Source organism: Rahnella sp. EDr1-12 (assembly GCF_049206505.1).
Lineage (GTDB): Bacteria > Pseudomonadota > Gammaproteobacteria > Enterobacterales > Enterobacteriaceae > Rahnella > Rahnella rivi.
Window position 1 is genome coordinate 25,125 of record NZ_JBLZNY010000010.1, and the last position, 25,477, is coordinate 50,601.

Annotated in this window: 27 protein-coding genes and 3 pseudogenes; 17 read left to right on the top strand and 13 right to left on the bottom strand. The window is 45.6% G+C overall.

Translation table 11 applies throughout. The annotated features are described in order from the left end of the window. The first annotated feature begins 139 nt into the window (after nt 1–139). On the top strand, nt 140–487 hold the full coding sequence (locus ACO0U8_RS23060) for a hypothetical protein (RefSeq protein ID WP_421589681.1): 348 nt from the start codon (nt 140–142) through the stop codon (nt 485–487). A gap of 508 nt (nt 488–995) precedes the next feature. Here ACO0U8_RS23060 and ACO0U8_RS23065 read toward each other — a convergent pair. Further along, entirely contained in the window at nt 996–1,931 is a 936-nt protein-coding gene (locus ACO0U8_RS23065; RefSeq protein WP_200644117.1) for an aromatic alcohol reductase, read from the bottom strand. An 85-nt stretch (nt 1,932–2,016) separates the two neighbouring features. Between ACO0U8_RS23065 and ACO0U8_RS23070 the strand changes: the two genes are divergently transcribed. Together ACO0U8_RS23070 and ACO0U8_RS23075 are read left to right on the top strand one after the other, a co-directional pair. Beyond that, a complete protein-coding gene (locus ACO0U8_RS23070) occupies nt 2,017–2,418 on the top strand; it encodes a winged helix-turn-helix transcriptional regulator (protein ID WP_200644116.1) in 402 nt (133 codons plus the stop codon). 297 nt (nt 2,419–2,715) lie between these two features. Then, nucleotides 2,716–3,366: a DUF2268 domain-containing putative Zn-dependent protease gene (locus ACO0U8_RS23075; RefSeq protein WP_200644115.1), complete on the top strand. Its 651-nt coding sequence runs from the start codon at nt 2,716–2,718 to the stop codon at nt 3,364–3,366. A gap of 341 nt (nt 3,367–3,707) precedes the next feature. Here the strand turns inward: ACO0U8_RS23075 and ACO0U8_RS23080 are convergent, their stop codons facing one another. The 6 genes from ACO0U8_RS23080 to ACO0U8_RS23105 form a co-directional block, all read right to left on the bottom strand. Further along, nucleotides 3,708–3,929 (bottom strand): hypothetical protein, encoded by a 222-nt coding sequence (locus ACO0U8_RS23080; RefSeq protein WP_413536325.1) that lies wholly within the window; start codon nt 3,927–3,929, stop codon nt 3,708–3,710. 28 nt (nt 3,930–3,957) lie between these two features. Then, nucleotides 3,958–4,602, bottom strand: coding sequence for a DNA methyltransferase (locus ACO0U8_RS23085; protein ID WP_413536324.1), 645 nt, complete (start codon nt 4,600–4,602; stop codon nt 3,958–3,960). A 363-nt stretch (nt 4,603–4,965) separates the two neighbouring features. Beyond that, nucleotides 4,966–5,364, bottom strand: coding sequence for a hypothetical protein (locus ACO0U8_RS23090; RefSeq protein WP_421671691.1), 399 nt, complete (start codon nt 5,362–5,364; stop codon nt 4,966–4,968). A 297-nt stretch (nt 5,365–5,661) separates the two neighbouring features. Then, nucleotides 5,662–5,895, bottom strand: coding sequence for a hypothetical protein (locus tag ACO0U8_RS23095; protein WP_241917304.1), 234 nt, complete (start codon nt 5,893–5,895; stop codon nt 5,662–5,664). A 37-nt stretch (nt 5,896–5,932) separates the two neighbouring features. Beyond that, complete coding sequence (locus ACO0U8_RS23100) at nt 5,933–6,328, bottom strand: plasmid partitioning/stability family protein (RefSeq protein ID WP_413536323.1); 396 nt, start codon at nt 6,326–6,328, stop codon at nt 5,933–5,935. Between the two features lie 93 nt (nt 6,329–6,421). After that, nucleotides 6,422–6,748, bottom strand: coding sequence for a hypothetical protein (locus ACO0U8_RS23105; RefSeq protein WP_421671727.1), 327 nt, complete (start codon nt 6,746–6,748; stop codon nt 6,422–6,424). Nucleotides 6,749–6,783: 35 nt separating this feature from the next. On the opposite strand from ACO0U8_RS23105, the gene ACO0U8_RS23110 reads away from it, so the two are divergent. The 3 genes and pseudogenes from ACO0U8_RS23110 (at nt 6,784) to ACO0U8_RS23120 (ending at nt 7,884) form a co-directional block, all read left to right on the top strand. Further along, nucleotides 6,784–7,116 (top strand): transposase, encoded by a 333-nt coding sequence (locus ACO0U8_RS23110; protein WP_413536322.1) that lies wholly within the window; start codon nt 6,784–6,786, stop codon nt 7,114–7,116. Nucleotides 7,117–7,225: 109 nt separating this feature from the next. Continuing rightward, the gene (locus tag ACO0U8_RS23115; RefSeq protein WP_421671728.1) at nt 7,226–7,360 is read left to right on the top strand and encodes an IS3 family transposase; all 135 of its coding nucleotides are present in this window, start codon (nt 7,226–7,228) and stop codon (nt 7,358–7,360) included. After that, nucleotides 7,360–7,884: pseudogene (locus tag ACO0U8_RS23120) on the top strand (IS3 family transposase). Before ACO0U8_RS23115 ends, ACO0U8_RS23120 begins: the two are co-directional and overlap by 1 nt. 804 nt (nt 7,885–8,688) lie before the next feature. Here ACO0U8_RS23120 and ACO0U8_RS23125 read toward each other — a convergent pair. Next, a complete protein-coding gene (locus tag ACO0U8_RS23125; protein WP_120509974.1) occupies nt 8,689–8,967 on the bottom strand; it encodes a ribbon-helix-helix domain-containing protein in 279 nt (92 codons plus the stop codon). Beyond that, nucleotides 8,967–9,602, bottom strand: coding sequence for an AAA family ATPase (locus ACO0U8_RS23130; protein ID WP_421671692.1), 636 nt, complete (start codon nt 9,600–9,602; stop codon nt 8,967–8,969). The genes ACO0U8_RS23125 and ACO0U8_RS23130 overlap by 1 nt, the downstream gene beginning before the upstream one ends. 627 nt (nt 9,603–10,229) lie before the next feature. On the opposite strand from ACO0U8_RS23130, the gene ACO0U8_RS23135 reads away from it, so the two are divergent. Beyond that, nucleotides 10,230–10,580, top strand: coding sequence for an SH3 domain-containing protein (locus tag ACO0U8_RS23135; RefSeq protein WP_413536320.1), 351 nt, complete (start codon nt 10,230–10,232; stop codon nt 10,578–10,580). 18 nt (nt 10,581–10,598) lie between these two features. Continuing rightward, nucleotides 10,599–11,698, top strand: a pseudogene (locus ACO0U8_RS23140) (ISL3 family transposase). Between the two features lie 44 nt (nt 11,699–11,742). Here the strand turns inward: ACO0U8_RS23140 and ACO0U8_RS23145 are convergent. Beyond that, nucleotides 11,743–12,054, bottom strand: coding sequence for a hypothetical protein (locus ACO0U8_RS23145; RefSeq protein ID WP_413536319.1), 312 nt, complete (start codon nt 12,052–12,054; stop codon nt 11,743–11,745). A gap of 127 nt (nt 12,055–12,181) precedes the next feature. Between ACO0U8_RS23145 and ACO0U8_RS23150 the strand changes: the two genes are divergently transcribed. Then, nucleotides 12,182–12,586: a S24 family peptidase gene (locus ACO0U8_RS23150; protein ID WP_421671693.1), complete on the top strand. Its 405-nt coding sequence runs from the start codon at nt 12,182–12,184 to the stop codon at nt 12,584–12,586. 672 nt (nt 12,587–13,258) lie between these two features. Here ACO0U8_RS23150 and ACO0U8_RS23155 read toward each other — a convergent pair. Beyond that, entirely contained in the window at nt 13,259–14,308 is a 1,050-nt protein-coding gene (locus tag ACO0U8_RS23155) for a RepB family plasmid replication initiator protein (RefSeq protein WP_413536317.1), read from the bottom strand. 791 nt (nt 14,309–15,099) lie between these two features. Between ACO0U8_RS23155 and ACO0U8_RS23160 the strand changes: the two are divergent. After that, nucleotides 15,100–15,588, top strand: a pseudogene (locus tag ACO0U8_RS23160) (transposase); the annotation flags it as partial. 759 nt (nt 15,589–16,347) lie between these two features. Next, the gene (locus tag ACO0U8_RS23165) at nt 16,348–16,839 is read left to right on the top strand and encodes a CPBP family intramembrane glutamic endopeptidase (protein WP_238485013.1); all 492 of its coding nucleotides are present in this window, start codon (nt 16,348–16,350) and stop codon (nt 16,837–16,839) included. A gap of 95 nt (nt 16,840–16,934) precedes the next feature. Here ACO0U8_RS23165 and ACO0U8_RS23170 read toward each other — a convergent pair whose 3' ends face one another. Both ACO0U8_RS23170 and ACO0U8_RS23175 read right to left on the bottom strand, forming a co-directional pair. Beyond that, nucleotides 16,935–17,273 (bottom strand): hypothetical protein, encoded by a 339-nt coding sequence (locus tag ACO0U8_RS23170; RefSeq protein WP_217202614.1) that lies wholly within the window; start codon nt 17,271–17,273, stop codon nt 16,935–16,937. Next, entirely contained in the window at nt 17,270–17,407 is a 138-nt protein-coding gene (locus ACO0U8_RS23175; RefSeq protein WP_217202615.1) for a hypothetical protein, read from the bottom strand. The genes ACO0U8_RS23170 and ACO0U8_RS23175 overlap by 4 nt, the downstream gene beginning before the upstream one ends. 595 nt (nt 17,408–18,002) lie before the next feature. Between ACO0U8_RS23175 and ACO0U8_RS23180 the strand changes: the two genes are divergently transcribed. The 6 genes from ACO0U8_RS23180 (at nt 18,003) to ACO0U8_RS23205 (ending at nt 25,344) form a co-directional block, all read left to right on the top strand. Continuing rightward, a complete protein-coding gene (locus ACO0U8_RS23180) occupies nt 18,003–19,277 on the top strand; it encodes an HlyD family secretion protein (RefSeq protein ID WP_421671694.1) in 1,275 nt (424 codons plus the stop codon). Continuing rightward, on the top strand, nt 19,270–21,390 hold the full coding sequence (locus ACO0U8_RS23185) for a peptidase domain-containing ABC transporter (RefSeq protein ID WP_217202617.1): 2,121 nt from the start codon (nt 19,270–19,272) through the stop codon (nt 21,388–21,390). Before ACO0U8_RS23180 ends, ACO0U8_RS23185 begins: the two co-directional genes overlap by 8 nt. Nucleotides 21,391–21,678: 288 nt before the next feature. Then, the gene (locus ACO0U8_RS23190) at nt 21,679–21,993 is read left to right on the top strand and encodes a hypothetical protein (protein ID WP_238485007.1); all 315 of its coding nucleotides are present in this window, start codon (nt 21,679–21,681) and stop codon (nt 21,991–21,993) included. A 609-nt stretch (nt 21,994–22,602) separates the two neighbouring features. Beyond that, nucleotides 22,603–22,929, top strand: a complete 327-nt coding sequence (locus tag ACO0U8_RS23195; protein WP_421671729.1) for a CPBP family intramembrane glutamic endopeptidase — start codon at nt 22,603–22,605, stop codon at nt 22,927–22,929. A gap of 1,020 nt (nt 22,930–23,949) precedes the next feature. Then, nucleotides 23,950–24,576: a recombinase family protein gene (locus ACO0U8_RS23200; RefSeq protein ID WP_421671695.1), complete on the top strand. Its 627-nt coding sequence runs from the start codon at nt 23,950–23,952 to the stop codon at nt 24,574–24,576. Then, nucleotides 24,577–25,344 (top strand): TraX family protein, encoded by a 768-nt coding sequence (locus ACO0U8_RS23205; RefSeq protein ID WP_421671696.1) that lies wholly within the window; start codon nt 24,577–24,579, stop codon nt 25,342–25,344. Nucleotides 25,345–25,477: the final 133 nt, after the last annotated feature.

A 25,477-nucleotide genomic window follows, 5' to 3' on the forward strand; every position in this document is an offset into this window, starting at 1 on the left:
TTGGGACATCCACATTCAGCGAAAATGCCTTTTCCTTTTTAAACTTATAAGATACTTCTCGTTTCAATCAACTACCTGTTTTTGTAGCTTTACTAATCGATATCAAAAACTCTTAACAACTATGGAAAGGAAGCTAATCATGGCTAAGGTTTTTTTTGATTGGATACGTATCACCATCATCTCTGTATTACCTCTCAGTTTCACCCTGATGGCTAACCAGCAAGGCAGGCAGCAACTGCAAGATCAATTCGCAGAAAAAAATCGCCAACAACACGAACAATTGCTGCAATCTGAACGCCAGTGGCGTGAGGATAGTGAGAAATCAGCCCGCGAATACCGCGAACAGATCCAGAGACAGCTCAAACAACAGGATGAAACTACAAAAAGAATTCAGGATGAAGCCATTGCAGCGAGTGAAAAGCACGACACAGAGGCACACAACGCAGCGTCTCACAAAGCCGTTCAACCCGATCCTGAACGTAACTAAAGTTACTGTAGAAAAAACTCCAATTTGATGATTTTTCCACGTTTACATTCATTTATTAGCGTGTAAATCGGCGTCCGATATTGCGAAGGTAAGCAGATGTTAAACAGTGGATCGTCCTTAAATACTGAATGGATAACAGCAAGTTACTGTAATTTCTTAAATTGACGAAGCGACAAGTATTAGCTCTATTTCTCGGGGAGTTAATACCCCCTACAAACCATACTCCGGGTAGGCAGAACAGCAATAATCATGATTTCTTAGCTGCTGAAAAGTCCGCTAAGTGCCAAAAGCAGACATTGAAACGTTGAACCAAGGCAAAGGCACGCCCTAAGTATGTTAGGGCTAACACTTTAAGTTCTGGCCTTTTTTGGATATGTGGGCTAATCGCCTTGTCAGCAAAACTGCCAGATGTTTTTTGCGCTGAAAACAAAGAGCAATATATTAACAACGTCGGCATCTGATTTTGGTATGCACCGCTTAAGGTTGTGCTTTTAACAGTACCGAAGTGCTACATGCCATGCTGTTTTGCAAGCCATTGACTGGCCGTTGTAGTTGCAATTCCCTGACGTTGATTGTAAGTATTGCTCTTATTCCAGGCCACTCCGTCAGGCCGCGCGAAAGCAAGTCGGTAATTTGCCCCGACATCTTGAGGATTGTGCTGGACATCATCCTGAAGCTTTTTCCCGTCCAGTAATGTTCTGTTTACTTCAGTGCCCCAGTAGGCACGCATTAAATCAGCAAGTTCACTATAAGTCAGGGTATCACCTGCAATATAGACAATCTCGTTTCGTAAAGTGGGCTGATGGAAGAAAATGTCTGCAGTCAACTGGCCGATATCTTCAGGTGTGGTCAGCGTTACCGCATGTTGCCAGTCTCCCAGAGCACAGACAGTTTTACTTTGTGCGTCAATCACACCAAAGCCGGGCTCGAACAGATAGCTGGTAAAAATACCTGTAGATACAATGACCCACCCTGTCGCGTTCTGCTGGCGTAGAAGGTGGCGAACTTCAAGCTGTTCATCCCAGACTTGTTGCCCGCTGCCTTTACCGACAACGTCATAATCAACGCCAAACTGCCATGGGAAGTAGCGGGCTACAGCCGCTTTCAATACCGCCTGCGTAATCTTTATCTGCGTTCCCGGCCCGCCGACAAAACCACTGCAGTTGATGACGGCGTCGAAAGAACCAAATAGCTCACTCAGCTCATCAATACTGTTTTCCTGCAGATCGCCCTCGACCACAGCGATTCCAAGCTTCATCAGTTCATCCAGCCGTGCCCTGCGTGAACCAGAAACGGCATGAGCGGCTTCACTTCTGAGTAACACGCTAATTTTTACATGGGTATGTTCATGCGCTTTATTACTCATCGCTCTCAATACCTGAATACCAAGCTCTCCTGCTCCGAGTACAAGAACAGTATGTATCGGTTTTTTTTCGGAATTCATTCTTGCTTCCTGTTGTATTAAAACGTCATCCTGACACCTGACATGGCCTGGTTCAATTAGGCACACACATGATACTGGAGGTGATATGAAGTCTGAACGGGAAGCGCTGTTGCAATTTTCAAAGGAATTCTGTGAGGAATTAAGCAACGATGATGAGGGCCTAAAACGTGAGATCCTGGCGCATGCAGGTAATCGCTGGTCGCTGGGCGTGCTGCATATTCTCGGTACCAACGGACCTCTTCGCTATGGAGAGGTACGCCGCTACCTTACGGATGTCACTCAAAGAATGCTGACGCGAACACTGCGCCATCTGGAGCGGGACGGGCTTATATCGCGCTATGATTACGAGGAAAAATTGCCCCGGGTGGTTTATGCGATTACAGATATGGGAAAAGAAATGCTTCTGCGGATGTTACCTTTATGGTCCTGGATTATCACATCCGCCGGCTATTTCCGGGTAGCAAGAGCACAGTACGACGGTGATTGAATGTTTGGTTTTACAGTGGGCGAGCGCTGGGCTTTTACATGAAATATCTTAGACTAGCAGCTCAGATGCTTCGTTGGTGAATGCGCTGACCGGTTTGCCAACCCATCCCACTAACCCGCTCCCCATATGTGCTCCATTCATAATCAGGAATAACCGGCTTCTGACCCTGACCCCGTATATGATCCATTTATAGCCGACATGGGCCATTATAAGGGTCAGGACGTGCTTACTGCTGGACCTATCTAACGGGGTGAAGCAATACTAAGAACAGTCAGGATTTTAAGGGGCAATCACATCATGTCTTACATGAAACTTCATATCTTAAATGCGCAGGATAAACTGACAGCTCGCAGTGAATGGCTTAATACCTGTCTGACAGAAACATATGCAAAAGCAAGCATGCTGATGAATCTTCCCTCTCTGGATATTATCGTTAAAGCTGGGACGCAGGTTATTCCTGAGAAAGGGCATCTCGGATATAGCCCTGAACCAGGTATAGTGTATATAACGGTTGATCCTAAAAACCTTTCATTTTGTTCTAATCATAATAATTCCCTAGAGCGCATGTTTGCTCATGAACTTCATCATGCAGCAAGATGGGCCGGGCCGGGGTACGGCTTTACTCTGGGGGAAGCTATTGTATCTGAGGGGCTGGCGGGACATTTTACCCTTGAGCTATTCGGTGGAGAGCCTGAACCATGGGAGTCCCTTAATGAAGTAGAAGTCCAATCGCATATCCTACGGACGCGAAAAGATTGGGATCGCACCGATTACGACCACAATGCATGGTTTTATGGAACCAGTAACTTGCCAAGATGGCTTGGATATACCGTAGGATTTAATCTGGTTACTAGATTCCTTTTAGCTAATCCGCATTTACGCGCTTCAACGCTTACGAACGTGAATGCAAAAGCATTCAAGTCATTATTTCGGACTGAAGAGCCGTGATATGGGTAGCTATCACTGGGGTGTTTTTGTAATGAAGAACAAAAAAATACGGATGTCCGCTTCTCGCTCATAGCGGACTGTCATAGTTTGTATCCATCACTAATTTCGGTCTCGTCGCCACGCACAAGACAGTTGCTTGCAGCTGGAGCGGCCGGTCTACCGTGAAGGCACGGCTTTGGTGCTTTCACATTTTAGCTACCTGACCTTGCCCGTCTCCTTTGCAGCCCCGGCTTGGCCGGGAAATGCCGCGTGGCATTTCCGGGAAACGTTCGGGGGTTTAACGCCCCGGACGTCTCCACGCCTGGAAACAACAAGGCTCTTGCAGCCTTGTTATCCCAGTTCTAATCCCGAAATGCGTGGTCCAGTTCGTTTACCTGCTGGTATATATCGAGGAATCTTGTGTTCATTTGGCTGATAATCTGTCCGGCCAGACGTTGTGATAATTCCTCACTGTTCCAAAACCAGGTTGATTCCAGCGCACGCAGCCGCTCACGAAGCTCAAACATGGTGTTCGCCAACTGCGCAACGTCGGCCCGCAGCGCTTCATTACCCTGATAGTTCATCTTGTATTTCCTTTTGTCGTATTTAATGTCACGCCGCGCGCGCATTGCGCAGCTCTGTCAGGCGGCGTAATCCGGTCGCGTGGTATTGTTCCATCAGCTCAATGCCAATCCAGCGACGCCCTGCCTGCTCCGCCGCAACGCAGGTGGATCCGCTGCCGGCGAAAGGGTCCAAAACAATTGAACCAGGCTGTGTAAACGACTCGATCAACGGCCGCAGCACGGACACCGGTTTTTCCGTTGGGTGGTGGCGGTTGCCGGTGTACTGCCAGGGCATGACGTCCGGTAACGGCTTTTCAGGCAACGGCGGATGCCCTTTCGCCAAAATGTAAGCACTTTCGTGGCGGTAGCCTACGAACGCCGATTTTGATGCGTAGGTTTTGGTAAACACGACGTGGCCAACCACGCGGAACCCCGCCGCTTTCCATGCCTGCATAAACAAGTCCACCCGATTCCAGGCGTAGAAACTGACTGCCAGGCTGTTGGGTTTGAGCACCCGGAACATCTCTTTGCTGACCGGCAGCAGCCAGTCCCCCTGCTTGTCATTGGCAATAGTTCGCCCCGTCCGGTCGGTAAAGCCGACGAGATACGGCGGGTCCGTCAAAATAAAATCCACCGCATTCGACGGAAAACCAGACATAACCTGCTCACAATCACCCTGGATAAATCGGGACATAGCGTGACTCCACATAGAATGCCGGGACCGGCCGGCGCCGTGCCCCCACGACAGACGGGCGCAAAGCGGAGCAGGCAGGTGCGTCCCCGGAAGCCGCAGCGCAGGCTGAATGCACCGTGACGGGTGCGAACGGGTGAGGAGACGACGGAGTGAACACTTGCAGGCGCAGCGGCCCGGCTACAGTGCGGGCACGGGGTCGGCGCTAACGTTAAGGACGTGGAGGGATAGCACGGAAGTGAGCAAATCAGGGCGGCACCGTCAGGTGCTATGGATGTGGAGCAACGCGACATCCTTGGGTGAAAGCCGCCAGGCACAGGACCGGCGCAGAAAGGTACACCGACTTATCCCCCGCGAATACCGAAGTTACTCAGTGAATCTGTGGATAACCGAATGCGGTTTGAAATGAGGCGGTAGCCTGCGACGACCGGGGCGGTACCCGAAATGAATGGCAGCAGGACAGACACCGGCCAGGCTGGCCCGTGGGATCAGACGATGAATGAGGATAACATTCTGTTCGTCGCGGGCGGTTAAGAGGTGCCCACGATTCTCTTCAAGCAGGTCAATCGCATGCTGCATCACGCCGGCCGTATAGTTGTCTTCAATGATTTTCGCAAAAGTCAGATGGTCGGCCAGGCATTCCACCAGGGTATCGTGACAGATTTCGTTACCTGTCAGAAAAATACGGGTCGCCGCGTCAGCGACGGCATCTTTGACGTCCGAGAAGAAAATCAGCTCTTTAGGAAAGCGGGGATTAATGACCATTTCATGCCTTCAGCGGGGTTAAACGCCCCCTTATCATGCGTCCGGGTCCTGATGCCGTCCAGCAAGTTCGGGCCGTAGTCTTGAGAATGTCGAAAAGCGGAAAAAAAGTCCACCTTGTAAAAACCCGCAACGCTCGCCGCAGACTCGGCTGAGGCGTACCGCAGCACTGCGAGGAACGAACAGCCGCGACGAGGAAGCGTCATATCGTCTGCAGCTGATGTGAAAACCGCACACTCCCGGCCTGATGTAGCCATAAAAAAAACCGGCACCCAGGCCGGCGGAAAACGATGATCGGTTTTACTTACGGTTTTTCTTCCAGGTTTCAGAGGCCAGAAACGCCGCGCGTACCACCACAATGGCCCAGCACAGCTGCAGGAGTATCTTCACGGGCACACTGAATCCGTCAAATATCAGCAGCGGCACGATAAACAGGCAACTGATGAGAAAACACCACTCCGCCGCGCTTTTGCGCGCCCTGCCCGTCAGCGTCTCCAGTCCGATGATCCCTTTGCATAACAGCATTAATGACATGGTTCTCTCCACAAATCATCCGGCACGCCGGAGGGCTTCAGTCTTTTTTCAGCATGCGTTTGAAATTAGTTCGGGCCTGCCCTTCCCCTTCCGTACTGCCGGTAGGTTCCGGGAGCACAAAGGGGGCACATACCTGGCCAGCGCAGGCGGCAATGACGTCCTGAATGCTGGCCGTCGTGGGCTGCCATCCCGTCGTTTGCTGAATAATACCCACCAGCTGGTCGGCGGTCAGCTGGCCATCGAACAGCATGGACAACAGATAAGGCAGACGCTTATCCAGCTGGTATAACGCGCTTCCGCCCACGATCGCCGCCCGGAAGAATTCACCTCGTGTTCGCAGAGGTACTGACTCGATAATATCCATCGCCCTGGCATCCTGACTATCATCTTCTGGATGCAAATAGACAGTCAGTCTCTTACGTTTGTCGGTCACGGATAGCGCTCCTTGGAATTAAAGTAAAACAAGTTCGCGAACCAACGCCGTTTGGGGGGCATTGACCACCACAATACGGTCGAGGGCCAGTTTTCAGGCACGGCGTACGGCAGCCTCAATCAGCGACGCCCCGCCACCTACCAACCAAACCCGATTCACCTGGCGGTACGCCGACAGCTCATTGACCACCCGTCCCCCGAGACGCTCGATGGACGAACTTATCATGTCCAGCACATAGTCCACTTTTGACTCATCGTTGACAACCGTGGCGGCAAACTCGCGGTCATGTCGTCGCTGTATCAGTTGATCAGCCACAAAGGCGCTGGTGTCGCTGTTGGCCATACGCAGTGCAGTGAGTGTGGCCTGTGTCACCATCGATACGCCGATCGTTGAATTGTCCTGAATGGCACTGACTGTAATGGTCTAATCATTTCGGACACTTTGTTAGAGATATAATGAGCAACGCTAACGAGGTGAGAATGCGAAGAAAAACGTTTACCCATGAGTTCAAGCAGGAATGTGTCAATTTGGTTCTGCAGCATAAGTACCCGGTGACCCAGGCTGCTGAAACGATGAATATAGGCCTTTCAACATTACAACGCTGGTTACGCCAATATCGCGGAGAAGTGAGGGTAGATACTCCCATCGCCACCGCGATCACGTCTGAACAACGACGAATACAGGAACTTGAAAAGCAGGTACGTCAGTTGCAAAGCGACAATGACCTGTTAAAAAAGGCTTCAGCCTTCTTCGCCATGGAAATGAACAACGACAAAAAGTCGCGGTGAAACTGAAGAAGGCCGGGCAAACATCCAGCAAGTATGTCGATCCCTGTCGCTCACGCGCAGCGTATTTTACGCTCGGAGCCGGCGGCCAGCCCTCAGAGCAAATGTTCTGATCCTTCATGCTGCGGCTAAGCATGTTCATGCTGAAATGGATGCGACGTATGGCAGTCGGCGCATGTGTATTGAGCTGCATGAACAGGGTTTTAACGTTGGCCGATACCGTGTCCGTCAGATAATGAAGCCCTGATGCTGGTTGCGAAGCGTCCCGGACGTCATCGCTATCCACGTGGTGGTAAACCGGCTGTAGTGGCGGCTAATCTGTTGAATCGACAGTTTAATCCAGAGACATTAAATACCTGGTGGTCAGGTGATATCACCTATCTTCGTACCGCTCAGGGCTGGTTATATCTGGCTATTGTCATGGAATTATGTTCAAGAAAAATAGTGAGTTGGGCCTTCTCGGACAAACCGGATAGCGCCCTGACTATCCGGGCATTATGACTGGCGGTTAATAAACGACGGCCAACAGGCCCAGTCGTATTCCATAGCGATCAAGGTGCTCAGTATACCAGCGCCCAGTTCCAGTCCTGCCAACAGGAACTTGGTGTGACGGGCAGTATGAGCCGCAAGGGTAACTGTCTGGATAATGCCGTTACGGAGAGGTTCTTCCGCAGCCTGAAAGCAGAGAGAGTTAACTACCGTCGCTATGAAACCCGAAGTCAGGGCATTGCGGACGTTATCGATTATAACGACAGTTTTTATAATCTGTAGCGTCGGCATTACCGGCTGGGCAATATATCGCCGAATGAATATGAACGCCGATTACAACAATGTGCCTATATCCGTGTCCGGTTTTAGTTGACCATTACAATCCCGCCCAACTTATCCTCTAATTTAATTGTCTATCCTACAGCCACCTTATCTTTTCAATGCAGGATTTACACCTGAATTCTACGGGTTAGGAGTTAGGAGTTAGGAGTTAGGAGTTAGGAGTTAGGAGTTAGGAGTTAGGAGTTAGGAGTTAGGAGTTAGGAAGTATGATGTAATAATTCACATTGCATAGATACGAATAGTGCATAGCGTAAAAACAATAAAAGTTTATTCAAGTAATAACTAATACTTCACACTTATGCGTTGTGACATACGCTCTGAGTAAATCATACAAAGACTGGCATGCCTTCAACGTTTTTGAGAGATGCAGTAATCGATAGAATTTGTCATTTATGATGTATGAAGTATGAAATATCACTTATTCAGTCACATAGTTTGTTATGCCTGAGCTTAAAACCCACAAAAATCACATTTCACATTTCATACTTAGTATTTCACAAATAACCCAAGCCATAGTAGGGCAGTGTTAAGTGTGACTTACTACTTAATACTTATCATCTAATAATGATTAAACCCACTGAGTAATTAACCGGAGACCCTGGATTGAGAGTGTTCTTGGAACGTTGAGCTCAATGGGAGACGTTGGAAAGGAGAGAAGGCAGTAAGGAACACGGTGGCTAAGGAAATGTATGAGATTATTCAAAACAGCATTGGTAGCCGCTTGTTTACCAATGCTGCTTGGTATCAAACTTTTTTAAGGTAAGTATCCAGGGCATCACGAATGATTGCACTTACGCTTTTCGGGCTAATACCATTACGCTTATTATGCAGGGCAAGATCTTCAATCTCTCGCAGCGTGTTCTGAGGTAAAGAGATAGTTGTCCTTGTCAGAATTTCCTGAGCAGGTTCAGCAACAACTTTTTCGTCACCATAAGGGCGGTCGGCCAGTCTGTTAGCCAGAGCGTCAGCTTCAGCTTCTGTTACGACTCGGCGATTTGAAAATGGGGGTTTTTTTAAGGCCATTAAAATACCTCATTCAGCAATGCCAGAACTTCTGCCTTGGCTTTTTCGTTAGATGTCTCGAGTACAGATTTACCTTCTGACATAACATCACGGTAAACCTTCCGGTAACATGCTGTGGAGGTCAAAGGAATGAGCCCTCCAAACTCACGCACATACTCCAGAAACTCATGTCGTTCGTTACCCTGCAACAGCGGGTTAGTCGTTGCCATACTTTGATAGCAGTAGGCCTTAAGCTCAGGATTCAAATCGCGCATACTTTCCAGCTGCTGCTGCAGTTCAACCATAGTATCCAGATCTAACTGTGAACACTGGTGGGGCGCGATAATCTGATGGGCAACGGTACCCCCCGTGATCAACTCCCGGCTGTTGCGTCCCGCGACGTCCACGATGACATGAGCAAACTTTTCATCCAGGCTTCTCAGCGTTTGGGAAATGTTGTCTCGTTTTTCAATCAGGGTAATGGATGGAGTGATACCTGAGGCTTCGCGCTCTGCATACCATCTGGAAGCGGAACGCTGAACATCAGCATCGACGAGACAAACGTCCTCTCCACGTAGAGCCAGACCAACCGCCAGATTGATGGCCGTTGTTGTTTTGGCAGCACCGCCTTTATTGCATCCAATAATCGTGATCATTTGTCACCTGTGATATCGAAAGTAGCATTTCCTAAATGATAACTCATAAAATATATATGTGAAGTATTATCGAGTAATTATTATGTATGAAGTAATACTTACCCTTATAATATACTATTTCTATCAATAATAGTTACAGCGTAACTTCACGATCTGGTAAATTTTATACCTTAATAAACATGCAGTTAACTAAAATTAAATTGTTATTTCTAGCATTGACCACATACTGTGGGCTTAAAGTAAATTAAGTCGAACCGCGGGATTCTAACCAGAACATTGCCGGCAGAGAATGCTTCCCAGCATCAAGTTCTACATTTCATCAACAAGAACCCTCCGTATGCATGCGTAAGAAATACCGCTTCTATTTAATCCCCCATGACTCCATCAGTAAGAAAACGCTCCGTCATATTCCAGACATATTTAAAGTAAGGCATAGGAAACGTTGGGAACTGGAGGAGTAGGGGGGGGAATTTTTGTTTCCTTGCTGATCAGGAGCCTAAGACTTTTCTAAGCATAAGCCCTTCACAAGCTAAAGAACCCATGATTATACTGTATGCGTAAGGGTCTTCCCCTGTTGTGGTGGTGTTGTAGGATTTTGGTTGTTCACCAAACAATGGGAGATGCCACTTGAAAAATGCTGCTGTTGTCATCAGAAATTACACTTCTGCTTTTCCTGACCCCATTTCGATAACGAAGAATGATACTGCCGTTATCAGCCATTGTGACCTTGAGTATCCTGGATGGGTATGGATAACACTCCCCTCAGGAAAAGCCGGATGGGCTCCCCAACAAATATTTTCCCCCCTCAGCTCCAATGAAGTTATGTGTCTTGGAAATTACACCGCGCATGAATTATCAGTCAGCTGCAACGAGAAAATTACTGTCATCAAGTCTCTGAACAGCTGGTACTGGGCGCTCAAACACACAGGAGAGTCTGGTTGGGTGCCAGAAGAATGTGTAAATCTTCTAAGTAGCTAATCAACTTGGAGCGCTTTCATGGACGAAAAATCCCTCTATGCCCATATCCTTAACCTGTCCGCACCGTGGCAGATACAATCCCTTTTTCTTGATGAACAATCTGGTTCAGTGACGGTCATTGTCGGCATTGCTGGGCACACACAATTGACCTGTCCAACCTGCGGTAAATCCTGCTCCATACATGATCACCGACGTCGTAAATGGCGTCATCTCGATACCTGTCAGTTCACCACCCTGGTTGAGGCGGATGTACCCCGCGTTGACTGCTCTGATCACGGTTGCCAAACTCTGCCGGTTCCCTAGGCAGGACCAGGTAGTCGCTACACTTTGCTGTTCGAAGCCTTTGTTCTCGCATGGCTGAAAGTTAGCACCGTGGATGAAGTCGGCTTCAAGAAAGGACACCAGTACGTCACTGTTATCTCTGACCGGCAGGGGCGGGCCTTGAACCTGACAGATGATCGCGGTGTAGAGAGCCTTGCCAGTTATCTTCGCAGCCTTAGATATCACCAGCTTGATGAGATAAAAACGCTGTCGATGGACATGAACATGGCCTACATCAGTGCAGCCTGCATCCATCTCCCCAATGCCGTGGATAAAATCGCCTTCGATCACTTTCATGTGGCAAAAATGCTGTGCGCCGTCATTGATAAAACCCGCTAGGCTGAGACGAAATAAATCACATCGTCAGACCGAAAAGGTGCCCACCCTCTCGCTATCTGTGGTTTTACAGCAAACAAAATCGCCACGGGCGTAGGGCTGAGAGGTTAGAAGTTGCCCGGCTGGTGTTACCCCAAGCGAGCCAGTGTTGGGTAATGAAGGAGCTTGCACGCGATCTGTGGCATCGCCGCTATGACGACCATAGTCGTAAACTGTGGCAAGAATGGATGACTATGGCCAAAGATACCGGGATTCCGCTCATGGCCAGCGTTGCCCGCATGGTGGCAAAGCGCCTTTACGGCATCCTGAATGCAATGAAAAACCGGGTATCGAACGGCAATGCGGAGTCTCTGAACAGTAAAATACGGCTACTCAGGGTCAAATCAAGAGGCTTCAGGAATAAAGAACGGTTCAAACTGGGCGTGCTGTACCACTATGGAAAGTTAAATATGAGGTATTGAACGATCGGAATAAGCAACCAAAACTAGGCTGCTTATTAATTTACTCAAAGTGGATGAATAACTTCTACTTCATGCTGGAAAACATATGGATCAGACAATAAGCGAAATTTATCATCGTCGAGATAGGTGACAGCCACATGGTAGTCGTTACCCGCGAAAGCTTTAACCGCCTCAATATCTTCCCAATATGTTGCAAGGAAAAAATGTTCCCAGCTTCCTTGAGTAACTCTTTTTACAAAAGCACCTTTGTTACCCTCGATCCCCTGAGAATGTCTCACACCAGTTAAATCAAGATGTGCATCGAAACCCTCAGCGTGTTCAAGCGGTACACATCCATGCCATGTCCTTACGATCATTGTTCTTCTCCAGCGAAAGTTGGACTAATAACTTAACTGAAAAAGACAGGGTCGATCAAAACATATCCGTGAACCCACCATGAGCGGGGAAAACCCATGCATAAACAGTATTTAGTGAGTATCAATCATGAATGTCTTTTACCCAGCACCTGAGCCTTTGAAGCTGCTGACCCCTTTCTTTCAAGATAAAGTTCAGGCTGGATTTCCCTCGCCGGCTCAGGATTATATTGAGAAGGGCATTGACTTAAACGAGCTTTGTATAAATCATCCAGCTGCCACTTACTTTGTGATGGCCACAGGGATGAGTATGGTTGATGCGGGCATTTACGAAGGTTCGATGCTTGTTGTGGACACGATCGAGAAAAATTTTATCATCTCATTGATTGAGTATGAGCACGCGCTTCCCGGGAGCGACGTTATAACGGCCAATCGGAATGTCATCGATGCCGCCTGCGAATTCTCTGTCAGGGGAAAGCACATCGATATAGTGAGAACGCGGTTCATACTGGGTAAATCGTCCAAACATACATAAAGAGCCCTCAGTTAGAATGATAAGTATAGACGGTACACATGCTGAGAGGATTTCAAATAGCGGCACGACTAAGCGCCCAAAATAGTGGATAAACCGTTTTGAGGATAAGTGTCAGCGCACAGTGCCTAAGGGATCTTATAAGGAGTGTTTCACGAGTATCAAAGCAGAAGTGACAGTGTCTCAAATCCCTCTACAACAATCTTTTACCTAAATAAATTAGATATTCGATACATCCACTATAGAGAGCATTCTCTTTGAGTCGGCACATATATCCACTATGGTAAGTAGAAACCACTACAGCGAGTGATATCCACTAGAGTGTGTAGAAAACCACTGTAATCAGTAACAGCCACTATGATGAGTAATAACCACTATAGAGAGCAAATAGCGAGAGAACGTAATAAGTTAGCAACCACTGACTCAGAGGCTATATAGGGTTGCGGGTTAGTGACTACTAGGGGGGTAAGGTCGAAACAAGTAAATAACCACTACAGGGAGTAGATATTACTGATAATAGTGGTTAGCTGAATTTTATAATGCCCGGCTTGCTGTTTGCAGTGGATGGTCTGCTCACTACAGTGGTTGGCTTGCATACCACAGTGGTTAAAGGAAAAAACCCTGCTAAAAACTTCCAGCAGACTTGAGGCCACAGGGAATATGAGGGGGTTGAAACTATTTCTTGGACTGGCGAAGTTGTTCAAGTAACTCAAGCTCTTCTTTGGTCAGCATGACCATCTCACGCGGCTCTGTCGAATCGCTATCCTTCTCAGCGGGGACATCAATGATATGTTCCTCGTCCAGGACATCGTACACATCGTCACTAATACCAGTAGGGATCTGAGCCGGCCTCAATTTTGGCCGCCTGTAGTGGATACAGAAGTATACAGCTTTACCACGTTTAACCTCCGTATAATCGAGATAGCCGATAGCCTTAAGTTGTTCCATCGCCTTACGAACAGTTGCGTTCTGTGTGATGGCTCGGGATGTCAGATTAAGACGAGCGCGCAGGCGAGACATGGAAATCGGAGCGGGATCTGTCGGAAGACTTTCGATGAAAGTATAGAGGGCCTGAGCAGACTCTTTGCGAGAGAGTTCATTGATCGCACGAAGCTGGAGAAGAACTTTTTTATCAAACTGATACAGTTCAAAAATCTTCGGATCTGCCTGCAGTTCTACGGCATCCTTCTTCGGGCTGTATTTTGCTGACTGAACGAGGTGGGTAACGTAATAGTCCCCCTCTTTATTCGAAAAAGACAAGGTGTTAGTTGCGATACGCTCAAGAGAGGCTTCCAGACGCGCCCTGAGCTTCGCTGAGGAGCGTGCTGAGGGAATGCCACATAATTTAGCGAACTCAACAAAAGGCAGGTATACAGAGTCTCCCAGGACCTTATGCTTGGCAAAAGCATGGATGATCCCAACCCAGGTCTTGAAATCGTTGTCCATATCAAGCCGTGCACCGGTGATCTTAATGTTCTCATATCCTTCAGACTTCACGATCGAAAGCTGCTTCAGCTCAGAAGTGACATCCATTGAGTTCATCTGACCCTTACGGCCGCGGGCAGTAGACTTCAAAGTGGGTACAAATAAGCCCAACCGCATCAATGCTACTGGCTGAACAGTGTTATTGCTGTTAGGAACCAGAGTAACAAGTTCACCCGTTCGCTTATCGGTTTCAGAGAAAGCCTTTGCTATCTCTATGTTTTTAGGCTCATTTTCAGACATTATCAGCTCTCACAAGGAATGTGGATAAGAGACTCGTAATACACAATACAGTGGATACTAACACTCACTATAGCGGTTTTACCACAGGTCATAGTGGTTAGTTTGCTTTTCACAGTGGTTGTTTTACTGACTACAGCGGTTAACTATCTTCATTTTACCCAGATACCGCAAGGCCTGCAGAGGATCGGGGATCTCTTTGGGTCTTATAGGTTCTATAAGGATCTTATTATTGGATCGAAGCATAGGATAACTTTAAAAACAGAGCTTTAAGTTTATCGATAAAGATCCACGCAGTGATAACAACCGAGAACCCACTCTGTGATTAAACTGTGAGCATTATTTTGACCACATCAATCACCTTGAGGATTATTTCTAGGTTTCAGCGACTTATCAAAGTCATTTCTAAGAACACTGTCCACAGCTCGATTGCAGATTTACTCACTGTAGTGGTTTTAACTTCCTCACCAGCGAAGTTAATTTACCTTTCATAGTGGTTATTATGCTCAGTATAGCGGTTAATTTACTTCTCATAGTGGTTAGCAATGCCTATTAAGCCCTTGTAGAACGTGGCTTACAGAGGAGTGGGGATCTCTTTTGATCTATTAGATGATCTATATAGGATCTTATTATTGGATCTAACCTGTGGAAAAGTGGATAACATATGAATAAAGAAAAGCGCTCCAGGCTGAATCAATTAGTTAAGTACTAAAGTGATCTCCTCCCTGAAAACAGTGCCAGCCTAAACTAAAGTATCCGGTCTTTCTTTCATCTCACTGAGAGGCATATCAACCATGAAAAAGACCCGTTATACCGAAGAGCAGATAGCATTCGCCCTTAAACAGGCCGAAACAGGCACTCGGGTGGAAGAAGTGTGCAGAAAGATGGGTATTTCTTAAGCCACTTTTTATAACTGGAAGAAAAAATTTGGCGGTATGGGCGTAACAGAACTGCGCCGTTTACGGCAGCTTGAGGACGAAAAACAACGGCTTAAGCGTCTGGTGGCGGACCTCAGTCTGGATAAGGAAATGCTCCAGGATGTCATTCGAAAAAAGTTCTGAGGCCCATTCAGAAGCGTGAAGCGGTGACTTACCTGCTGGACGCCTATCGTATCGGGCTGCGTCGTGGTTGCCGTTTAATGATGCAGAGTCGCACGGTATACCTCTATCGCAGTTGTCGTGATGACAGGGCCCTGACTCACCGGATATAGAGAAATTGCGGAGACACGGATCCGCTATGGTTGCCCGCGCATTCATATTCTTTTGCGCAGGGAAGGCTGTTTAGGAAAGAATTGCAACCCATACAATATGGCTATGGGGATCTGTTAACTTCATGATTGAGAGGGAGATATTATAATATTTTAACCAACGCCTTACTGGATTTTGAAGCCTTATGAGGTTATAATTTCTCATAATGTGAGGCTTTTTTGAAACTTAAAATGGTATGAGCTACTATCTGATGCTAGTTAGGAATTTTAAAATGGCTCGGTATTTAGCGTAACCATTACAAGCGCCTTCGTACTAAAATGACCATAAAACATGCTTGTTATATTAATTTTAAAATTGAAAAGGTGAGGATCATGAAAAAGTTTATGTTTGTGTTAGCAGGTTTGATATTGTCTTTGTTAGTCATACACTACTCCCCACTTAATCCTTTAGGAAGCCAGTATACGGCTCATCCTCTCTTAAGTCTTGTCGGCAGCTTGCTTCTGGTATGTTTTATGCTCAAAGCTGGATCGTGGATCGCAGAAAAAACCAATTCACATCATAAAGATAGCGTTTGACTCCGTATTTCCCTATAAAAGCCATTTTAAAATGGCTTTTATAGATTAATTAACGATGATTTAAATCATTCAACCTGTCTGAATCAGTAATGCTGACAATGCAGTTTTTTAGGGCTGAAAAATGATAGGCGACGCCTCAGAAATACCAAAAATTAAAAAAAAACCATTGGTTATAATATTTTTTTACCTATTGTTTACCATCTCTCCTTATATTCTAACGAGTTATTTTCAAGTTGGGTTTGACGACGCAATAATATTTATGCTGATTTGTCAACTATCTCTTTCCACGTACATTTATAAAAATTTTTCAAAAAAAATAAACGGCATTAACTTTAGTTTTTCGGCCTCCCAAAGCAATGTCATTACACTTTTAATTTTACTGTTATTTTGCTTTGTAGCCTCAGAGTTAATTCATATCCACAGCGAGCGGTCTGGGTATGATAGCACCCCTGTTACTATCCCCCTCTTCATCGTGCTAGTCTTTATTGCCCCATTATATGAGGAGGTTTTTTTTAGAGGATTTATATTGGGTGTTATTAATTTGAAATCCAATAACAACAGGCTGGTGAGTTGTTTAGTAACTACGTTTGTTTTCTGTGCATTTCATTTCAACTCTTACGAAATCTATCAACAGTTGAATATTTTTATTTCTGGATTGTTGCTTTATTACATAAGTATACGCACTGGCGGGCTTCTTTATCCTGTCATTTTACACTCATACATGAACTTTTTGAGTTTAACGTTGCAGTAAGCCTTTTCACAGTTTTTGAGCAAAATGCTCTTAATTACCCTAAAGTGATAATCACTTTAGGGTAAATTAGCTTAATAAAGACTATTCACCAGTCTTTACCAATGGCATTGACCATTAACACTGTTAGCATTGGAGTCGCCGCCAAAAGCGCCGCCGCGACCGCCATTATCGGACAGGCATTTACTTGCATTTTTAGCCACACCCACCGCCATTTTCCCTGCGTTAGGAAAACCTTTTGCCAGAGCACCAAAAACCCCATTTGCGCACTCAACCGTTCCAGGACCACCGTAAATATGAGCAGGCGCATTTTGAGCCATATGGCTCCAAGAAGATTGATTGCGTTGGTTGTTTCGACTACTGCCGCCTTCGTAATTAGAGTTAGCATTTCCGCCTGCGACTAAAGCTAATTCAGATTGAGAAAGTTCTTTTATCATTTTTTACCCTCGTTATGATTAGATTGTTTTCTACTATAGATTTGGTCTCCACCAAAAAAATCTTTAGCAGTGATGCGGACACTTGCAACAGGAGAAAGTCTATAACCCTTTTTTAGCTTTTTACGAATACACATATCCATTCCATATAAAGAATGAAATACAAAGCAAAAACACGTCTGTACTGTGATAGCTTTCTCTTTTCGTAAACCTCGTCATCAAAATGTCCAAAGTAGTTATACGCCAAAAGTAAGCTTTTTGTCAGTTTATAAATATTTAGTTACATTTCGTTTCGGTTTTTTAAAATTTTGTCAAAAGCCATTTTCTTTTGTATTTGTCGATTTGCGCGTAAACAATATGACAAGGTTTAATTTTTTTATAAGCTTCTGAAATGTATTAGAATATTAATTCACTGAGTTTATCCTAACCCGACGTATGTTCGGTGGCAAAGGACATCAAACATAACAGTGATACCATTCTGGACTGGATATAGCCCGATTCTACGTGATGACCCAAGATTGGATCTCATTTGCGACCAAGTTCGCAGAGGTTGAAAGAGATAAAATGTCTGGCCAGAATGGCAAGCATTGAGGATTTACATGCTCCTGCATAAGTAAATTTCAGTATGAGACGTTAAATGGGCTTTTAAAATAACATTTGTTGTAGCAACGTAAAGTTATGTAATAATGAAGGTGATGCATCACTTACCCACTCGATAAGGACGTACAGACCGTGTTTCGCCAGGAAGCGATCGATAATCAGAAAATGAAATGGCGTGGTAGAGCGCTTCTCCTGCCCGGAATTCCCCTTTGGGTTACCGCCTCCTTATGCCTCATCTTTATTACAGCCTTCCTGACCTTTATTATCACTGTAAACTACACCCGCAGAGTCAATGTCACCGGAGAGATTAGTACATATCCGCGCGTGGCTAACGTTTATTCTGGGGTTCAGGGGGTGATCGTCAAAGAATTTGTGACTGAGGGACAGGTTATCAAAAGAGGCACGCCTATATATCAGATTGATGTGAGCAAAAGCACACGCAGCGGCGTTGTCAGCGATAATCAACGCCGGGATATCGAGGACCAGCTGGAGCGCATTGCACAAATTATCAGCCGGCTGGAAAGCAGTAAAAAAGACACGGTCGGGATGTTGGAGAAACAGAAATCACAATATACCGCTGCTCTCCAGCGTTCCACAGACATACTCAGGCGCGCTGAGGAAGGGCTTCGTATTATGAAAGATAATATGGAAAATTACCGGAGTTATCAGACGAAGGGGCTTATTAATAAGGATCAGCTAACTAATCAAGTGGCACTTTATTATCAACAGCAGAATAATCTGTTGGGTCTTTCAGCCCAAAACGAGCAAAACGCCCTACAGATCACCGCGCTGGAAAGTCAAATCCACACACAAGCCTCAGAGTTTGATAACCAAATTTATCAGATGGAACTGCAGCGCTACGAACTGCAAAAAGAGCTGGTGAATATTGATGCCGGAGGCAACATCATTGTCCGTGCTCTGGTTGACGGCCGTGTCGACTCCCTTAGCGTCACCGTAGGACAAATGGTCAACGTCGGCGACAGCTTGCTGCAGGTGATACCGCCCAGCATTGATCACTACTCTCTGGTAGTTTGGGTACCCAATGATGCTATTCCCTATATTTCCCCAGGGGACCGGGTCAACATTCGCTATGAAGCCTTCCCTTCGCAGAAATTTGGGCAGTTTTCCGGCACGGTGTCAGTGATTTCCAAGGCACCGGCGTCCCCTCAGGAAATGCTGACCTATCAGGGGGCGCCTAAAGCCGCACTGACTTCTACAATCCCTTACTACAAAGTTATCGTCAGACCCGAGAAGCAGGCCATTAGGTATAATGGTAAACGCCTTAGCCTGGAAAACGGCATGAAAGCCGAGAGCACGCTATTTTTGGAAAAAAGGAAAATATATCAGTGGATGTTATCACCGTTCTACGACATGAAAAACAGCGCGTCGGGACCGGTCAATGAGTAGGCTCTCGGTCAAAAAACTACTCGGAAAACTCGACATCCGGCTTCGGCAACGCGTCCCGCTGGTTCATCAAACGGAGTCTTCTGAGTGTGGCCTCGCTTGCCTGGCGATGATCTGTGGCCACTATGGTAAAAACATCGACCTGATTGCTCTGCGTCGGCAGTTTAACCTCTCCGCGCGGGGCACCACATTATCAGGATTAACCGGCATAGCAGAACAGCTTGGCTTATCCTCACGTCCTCTGTCACTGGATATCGACGATCTTAGCGCACTAAAAATGCCGTGCATACTGCACTGGGAGTTTAACCATTTTGTTGTTCTGGTAAACGTCAGGCGTAATTACGTGGTGATACATGACCCGGCAAGAGGCCGCAGAGCGATTACGATGGCCGAGTTGTCGCACAGTTTCACAGGCGTGGCAATGGAGGCCTGGCCAGGAGCCGCTTTCAAAGCAGACACCGTGCAAAACCGGCTTAGTCTTAGCACGCTTATGGGCAGCGTACATGGGCTAAAAGCCACGCTAGGTAAGATTTTTTGTCTGTCACTGGTGATAGAAACCATCAACCTTGTGATGCCGGTGGGTACACAACTGGTGATGGATCATGCGATCCCTGCTGGCGATCGCGGACTGCTGACCTTGATCTGCGCGGGGCTGCTGTTTTTTATTCTACTGCGGTCAGCAGTCAGCATGGTGCGGGCCTGGTCTTCCTTGGTCATGGCTACCCTCATTAACGTACAGTGGCAATCCGGGCTGTTCAACCATCTGTTAAGACTTCCCCTGGGCTACTTTGAACGTCGTAAACTGGGGGATATTCAATCTCGATTTGGCTCATTGGATGCATTACGCAGCACCTTCACGGCCAGTATTGTCGGCGCCATTATGGACATTATCATGGTGGTCGGCGTACTTGTGATGATGATTTTATACGGGGGAGGATTAACCTGGATAGTTATAGCCTTCACTGCCCTGTATGTGCTACTTCGCCTGCTGACCTACGGTTATTACAGACAACTGTCAGAGGAGTCTTTAGTCAGAAGTGCCCGAGCCGGCTCATATTTCATGGAAACCCTTTACGGCATCGCGACTGTCAAAATGCAGGGGATAGCAGAAAGACGGAGCGCCCACTGGCTCAATCTGGAAATCGATACCATCAATACCGGAATCCGAGTGACTAAGATGGACATGCTGTTTGGCGGCATTAACACCTTTGTCTCTGCCTGTGATCAGGTGGTTATCTTATGGTTGGGAACCAGCCTCGTGATCGATAACCAAATGACTATTGGTATGTTCGTCGCGTTTGGCGTTTTTCGCGGACAGTTCTCCGACAGAATTGGGTCGTTGACCAATTTCTTACTGCAATTGCGCATGATGAGCCTGCACAACGAGCGGATTGCCGATATTGCCCTGCATCCGCAGGAAAACCGTAAGCCTGACCTCCCTTATGAGGCTCGCCTGCAGCCGATGTCGCTTGCAACGCGAGAGCTTAGTTATCGTTATGACAGCCAGTCTCCGCCCATTTTCAACGGGCTGGACATCACTATCGCTCCTGGTGAAAGTGTGGCTATTGTTGGGCCGTCCGGTTCGGGCAAAACCACCCTGATGAAGGTTCTTTGTGGGCTGTTTTATCCTGATAATGGCAGGGTCGAGGTGAACGGAATCGATATTCAGCAGTTGGGTATCAACAATTACCACAAAATGATCGCGTGCGTGATGCAGGATGACAAGCTGTTCTCCGGCTCCATCCGAGAGAATATCTGCGGCTTTGCTGATGAAGTGGATGAAGCCTGGATGCAGGATTGCGCCCGAGCCAGCTACCTGCATGAGGTCATCAAGCAAATGCCCATGGGGTACGAAACCCTGATCGGTGAATTAGGAGAAGGGTTATCAGGGGGGCAAAAACAACGACTGTTTCTAGCCCGGGCGATTTACAAGAAACCTGCAGTCTTGTTCTTAGATGAGGCTACCAGCGCCCTGGACAAGGAAAGTGAGGCGATGGTGAATCTCGCGATCAAAGCACTAGACATCACAAGGATTATCATTGCTCACCGAGAAACGACGATAGCGTCGGCAGACAGGGTAATATATCTGGATAATAATGATCTGTATGATGAATAACGCTTCTGGAAAAGTATTTATAGTTTCCGGTATAACTTGCTGAAGTATAAATTAGTTGCTACCCATTCCTAGACGTTTTAGGTGATATTGAAGGAAACCCCAAGAAAAAGATGAGTTGCTTAAATAATATTTTTAAAGTTATGATAAAAAGCATCCATAACTATCATTCAAAATAATAGGTATGCTTATAACAATATAAAATTTAATTTTAATTAAAAAGTGATTCTGATCACAAAAATAAATTTACATTTCTTTAATAATGGGGTCTCACAAAACAAAGGAGTTGTTATGAAGCTGATTGATCCTAGCATGTTAGACCAAGTATCAGGCAGTGGAAGTGGAAATGATACATCTAGTCGCACCAATAACCGTGGCGGCTCAAGCCGTGGTGGTGCGCCAAATACCTGTGCAAATCAAGTTGGAATGAATATCATTATTGGAGCAGTTGTTGGCATATCGGGTGGGCCACCAGGGGTTATTGTAGGTGCTACAAGTGCCGGTTTAATGACAGGTGTATCTTGCGCTGGTGGTAATGGCAGTCAAGGTGGTGCCTTCGGTGGAGACAGTAATAGCAATAGTGTAAACGGGCAATGCCACTGGTAAAAAAATTGCCCCTATAATTAAGGGGCATGTTAATGGATGGTAAATAGTGATAAGTAAAAAAGAAAATGCATTCCTAAGTATATTGGGTTTTGTAATCTCGATTTTTATTGTTAATAACTCTTCTTTATTAGTTTATTCTTATGGAACTCACGTCATAGATGCGATTATAAGCTTGTTAACATTTTGGGGATTACGAAACCTATTGCTTATATGTCTTAAACTTTACAAGAATTATTAAAGAGTTTGTGAATTTTATTTTTGACAAGATAAGTAATCACCCAATTTTTAAGAGAAAAAATGATTGGCAATAAGAAACAGAAAAAAATGGCACTACATTGCTTTTCATTGTTTGCATTGATGCTTATCATAACAGGCATTCCTCTATTTTATCCTAATAGAAATCTATTGATTAGTCATGGGTTATTCTATCCATTCCTTTTTATATTAGAGTTTATGATAATTGTGCCACTTTATTTTTACCGATTTAAAAAGTTACCAGGATTTGGCCTTGGAAATTTTAGTTTTTCACAATTAATAGTGTACTCCATAGCGATACTGTGCATTCAGTTAGGTTATCCTTTTCTACTAGGTCAAGATAAATTAATCGGAATGAGTAATCAACCTCAACTTTTCCCTAGATATGTTTACTGGTTAACACAATTAACTTTGATTTTCATGGTGCCATTGTATGAGGAAATATCTTTTAGGGGTGGCTTATTTAGCGCATTACAAATATGGATTAAAAATCCATATTTTGCATCATGTGTTACATCAATAACATTTTCACTACTCCATACACAATATACTGATATAAACTCAATTGTTATTCTTTTTTTCATATCATTAATATTGGTTTCCGCAAGAAGGAAAACTAATGGTTTGTTATTACCTATAACATTACATATGTTAATGAATAGTGCTGCAGTTTTAGTTTAGTTTCCGTGGCAAAGCAAAAGTTGGGGGTTTAAAGCCCAACCGCACGAGATCGTACGCTGAGCGTATTTTTTTGAGCAATTCAGATGAGTAAAGAGAAGGAGCATTTTGTTTTCTCTTTCGTTGATCCCTGTAGCCAAGCGTTTTTCGTCACTTCCAGAGTTAATAAACCCGGTAATAAAACTACATAAATATTACCGACCATGCTAGGGATTTATAGAATTATAATCATATAGTAACGATCTTAGCGTACGTTTCCGCTCCATTAGCATTCAAACCCGACGTTAGCTCCGGCAGAACGGTTAATTTATCTGGGGTGAGAGTTTCAGCACTCATGATGCCCTTGGTGTTACTTTGACAGCTCTGTGCCAAGAAGCTGACTTTTTAGTGACATGCTTCAAGAATATTTTAGCAACGACGATACGTGAAACTACTGGTAGTAACCTTAATTTAAGGATAAGAGATAACTACTTCGAAAATATGGAACATTTGCATAACCTTGTTAAGGTTATGCAAATTGACATGGTTGATTAGGAATCAATGGCAAGTTGTGTTTTGCTTCAGCATCCTGTTTCCTTTTTTTGGCCTCAAATCAAGCCCCACGGATACAATCTCTGCTAAGCCTGCAAAAATTTTTAGTGCCACGTGTTAGTCAATTTCCGTTATTTCCTTATGTATTTTTTCTGTCTTTTTAAGTCAGCAATAACATATCTGAGTCGATCTGGTAGAGATATAGAAATATCTTTCAGTCGGGGGGGGAGTGGGAAGGATGTTACTTTTTAGATGTTCATCCGGCACGAGTAAATGCCTTCTGTTCGCTCCTATTAGACATTAAGCCTCCTTACATTTGATTACGCTACGTGAATTCCGCTGAGTGTCCGCTACGGTTACCATAAAACGTAAAAAATCGGCTCGGCATACCCAAATAACACGATGCTAATCATCGCTAAATTTGATAAAAGACACTACCTAAATGACACACCTCATTGTGATATAACCTTAATGACACATTAAGGGGCATTTATGTATATTTTCGGGTACCTCCGAGCTTCAACTAAAAGTCAGGATGCTAAACTGGCACAAAAGCGGATGAAATCATTCGCGGAAGAGAACGGATACCGTGTTGAAGCCTGGTACATAGAAAATGAGTCAGGCGCGTCACTCCAGCGTCCAGAGTTAATAAGATTGTTAGAAGAGGCAGATAAGGGGGATGTCATCCTTATCGAGCAGGTTGACAGGCTTTCACGCTTATCCGAGGAAGACTGGGGAACGCTGAAAGCCATCATCAATGAAAAGCTGCTGGCAGTAGTGAGTCTTGATTTACCGACTAGCCATATGGCTTTGAGCGGGAAGGGAGGCAGCGACTTCACTGGGGCAATGCTCAGGGCCATCAATAGCATGATGTTGGACATGCTGGCCGCAATTGCAAGAAAGGACTACGAAGATCGGCGCCGGCGACAAAAGGAAGGTATTGAAAAAGCAAAAGCTGAGTGCAAGTTTCATGGGCGAAAGGCCAACCAGCCTCTGCATATGCTGATTCTAACATTACGAGAAAGTGGAAAAAGACTGGCAGATGTTTCCAGAATGAGTGGTGCCTCATTAAGTACTGTAAACCGAGTCTGTAAGAAAAAACGTGAAGAAGGTAAATAGATGCTGATCGGGCAGGTGAGGGCGATTCCGGGTTATTTTGACAGAATGTCACCCTTCAATATGGATGTGCTGAAATGTGTGGCTCTGGTAGCCATGTTGATAGACCATGCAAATGATATTCTGTTGTCACCTTCAAGCCCTATGTTTTACGCAGTCGGTCGTATGGCCATGCCGCTGTTTGCACTTGTTTTTGCTTTTAATATGGCAAAACAACCAACGCGAGCTCAGGAACTGGCGAACCGGCAATGGAAGTGGGCTGCTATTACCCAACCTTTTTTTGCCTTTGCCTTTTATGATCATCAGCCCTGGTTTGCTTTGAACATTTTGTTTGTCTTTGCCGTATGCAGCCAACTGGTCGCTTGGGTCTATCCCAGGACACATTATTGCTGGATGAAAGGTATTCTTCTTATCACAATCTTCGCATGGCCACTCTCACTCGCCAGTTATGGCTTAGCAGGCATTGCCTTTGTGTTGATCTCAGTTCTGATGTTAGCCAGCGTCACGCCAGGAAAGGCTTTACTACTTGTTTGGCTTATATCACTGATCAGTTTAAATGCTGCATCTTTAATGGATGCATCACTGCTAAAAGTGGTAGTTTTCGCAATTATTCCCACACTGTGTTTACCACTATTTATGCTGACTTTAGTGGATAACACTAAAAAGAAAGAAAAACGCTTTTTACCGAGACAAACTTTCTACTGGATATACTGCGGACATCTTCTGATATTCGGCATAGTTGCAGTTTTAATCAGAGCTGGGATTATTTGACAAAAATCCAAACGGAGACTGATGTTATCCACCGCCGCATTGCCGGGCACGCCCACTAAACTTAGTGAATTAGTTCCCGGCATCCAGACCCATGTACTGCTTTAGGATTTAGAGCACTCCCAACTGCCGCGAG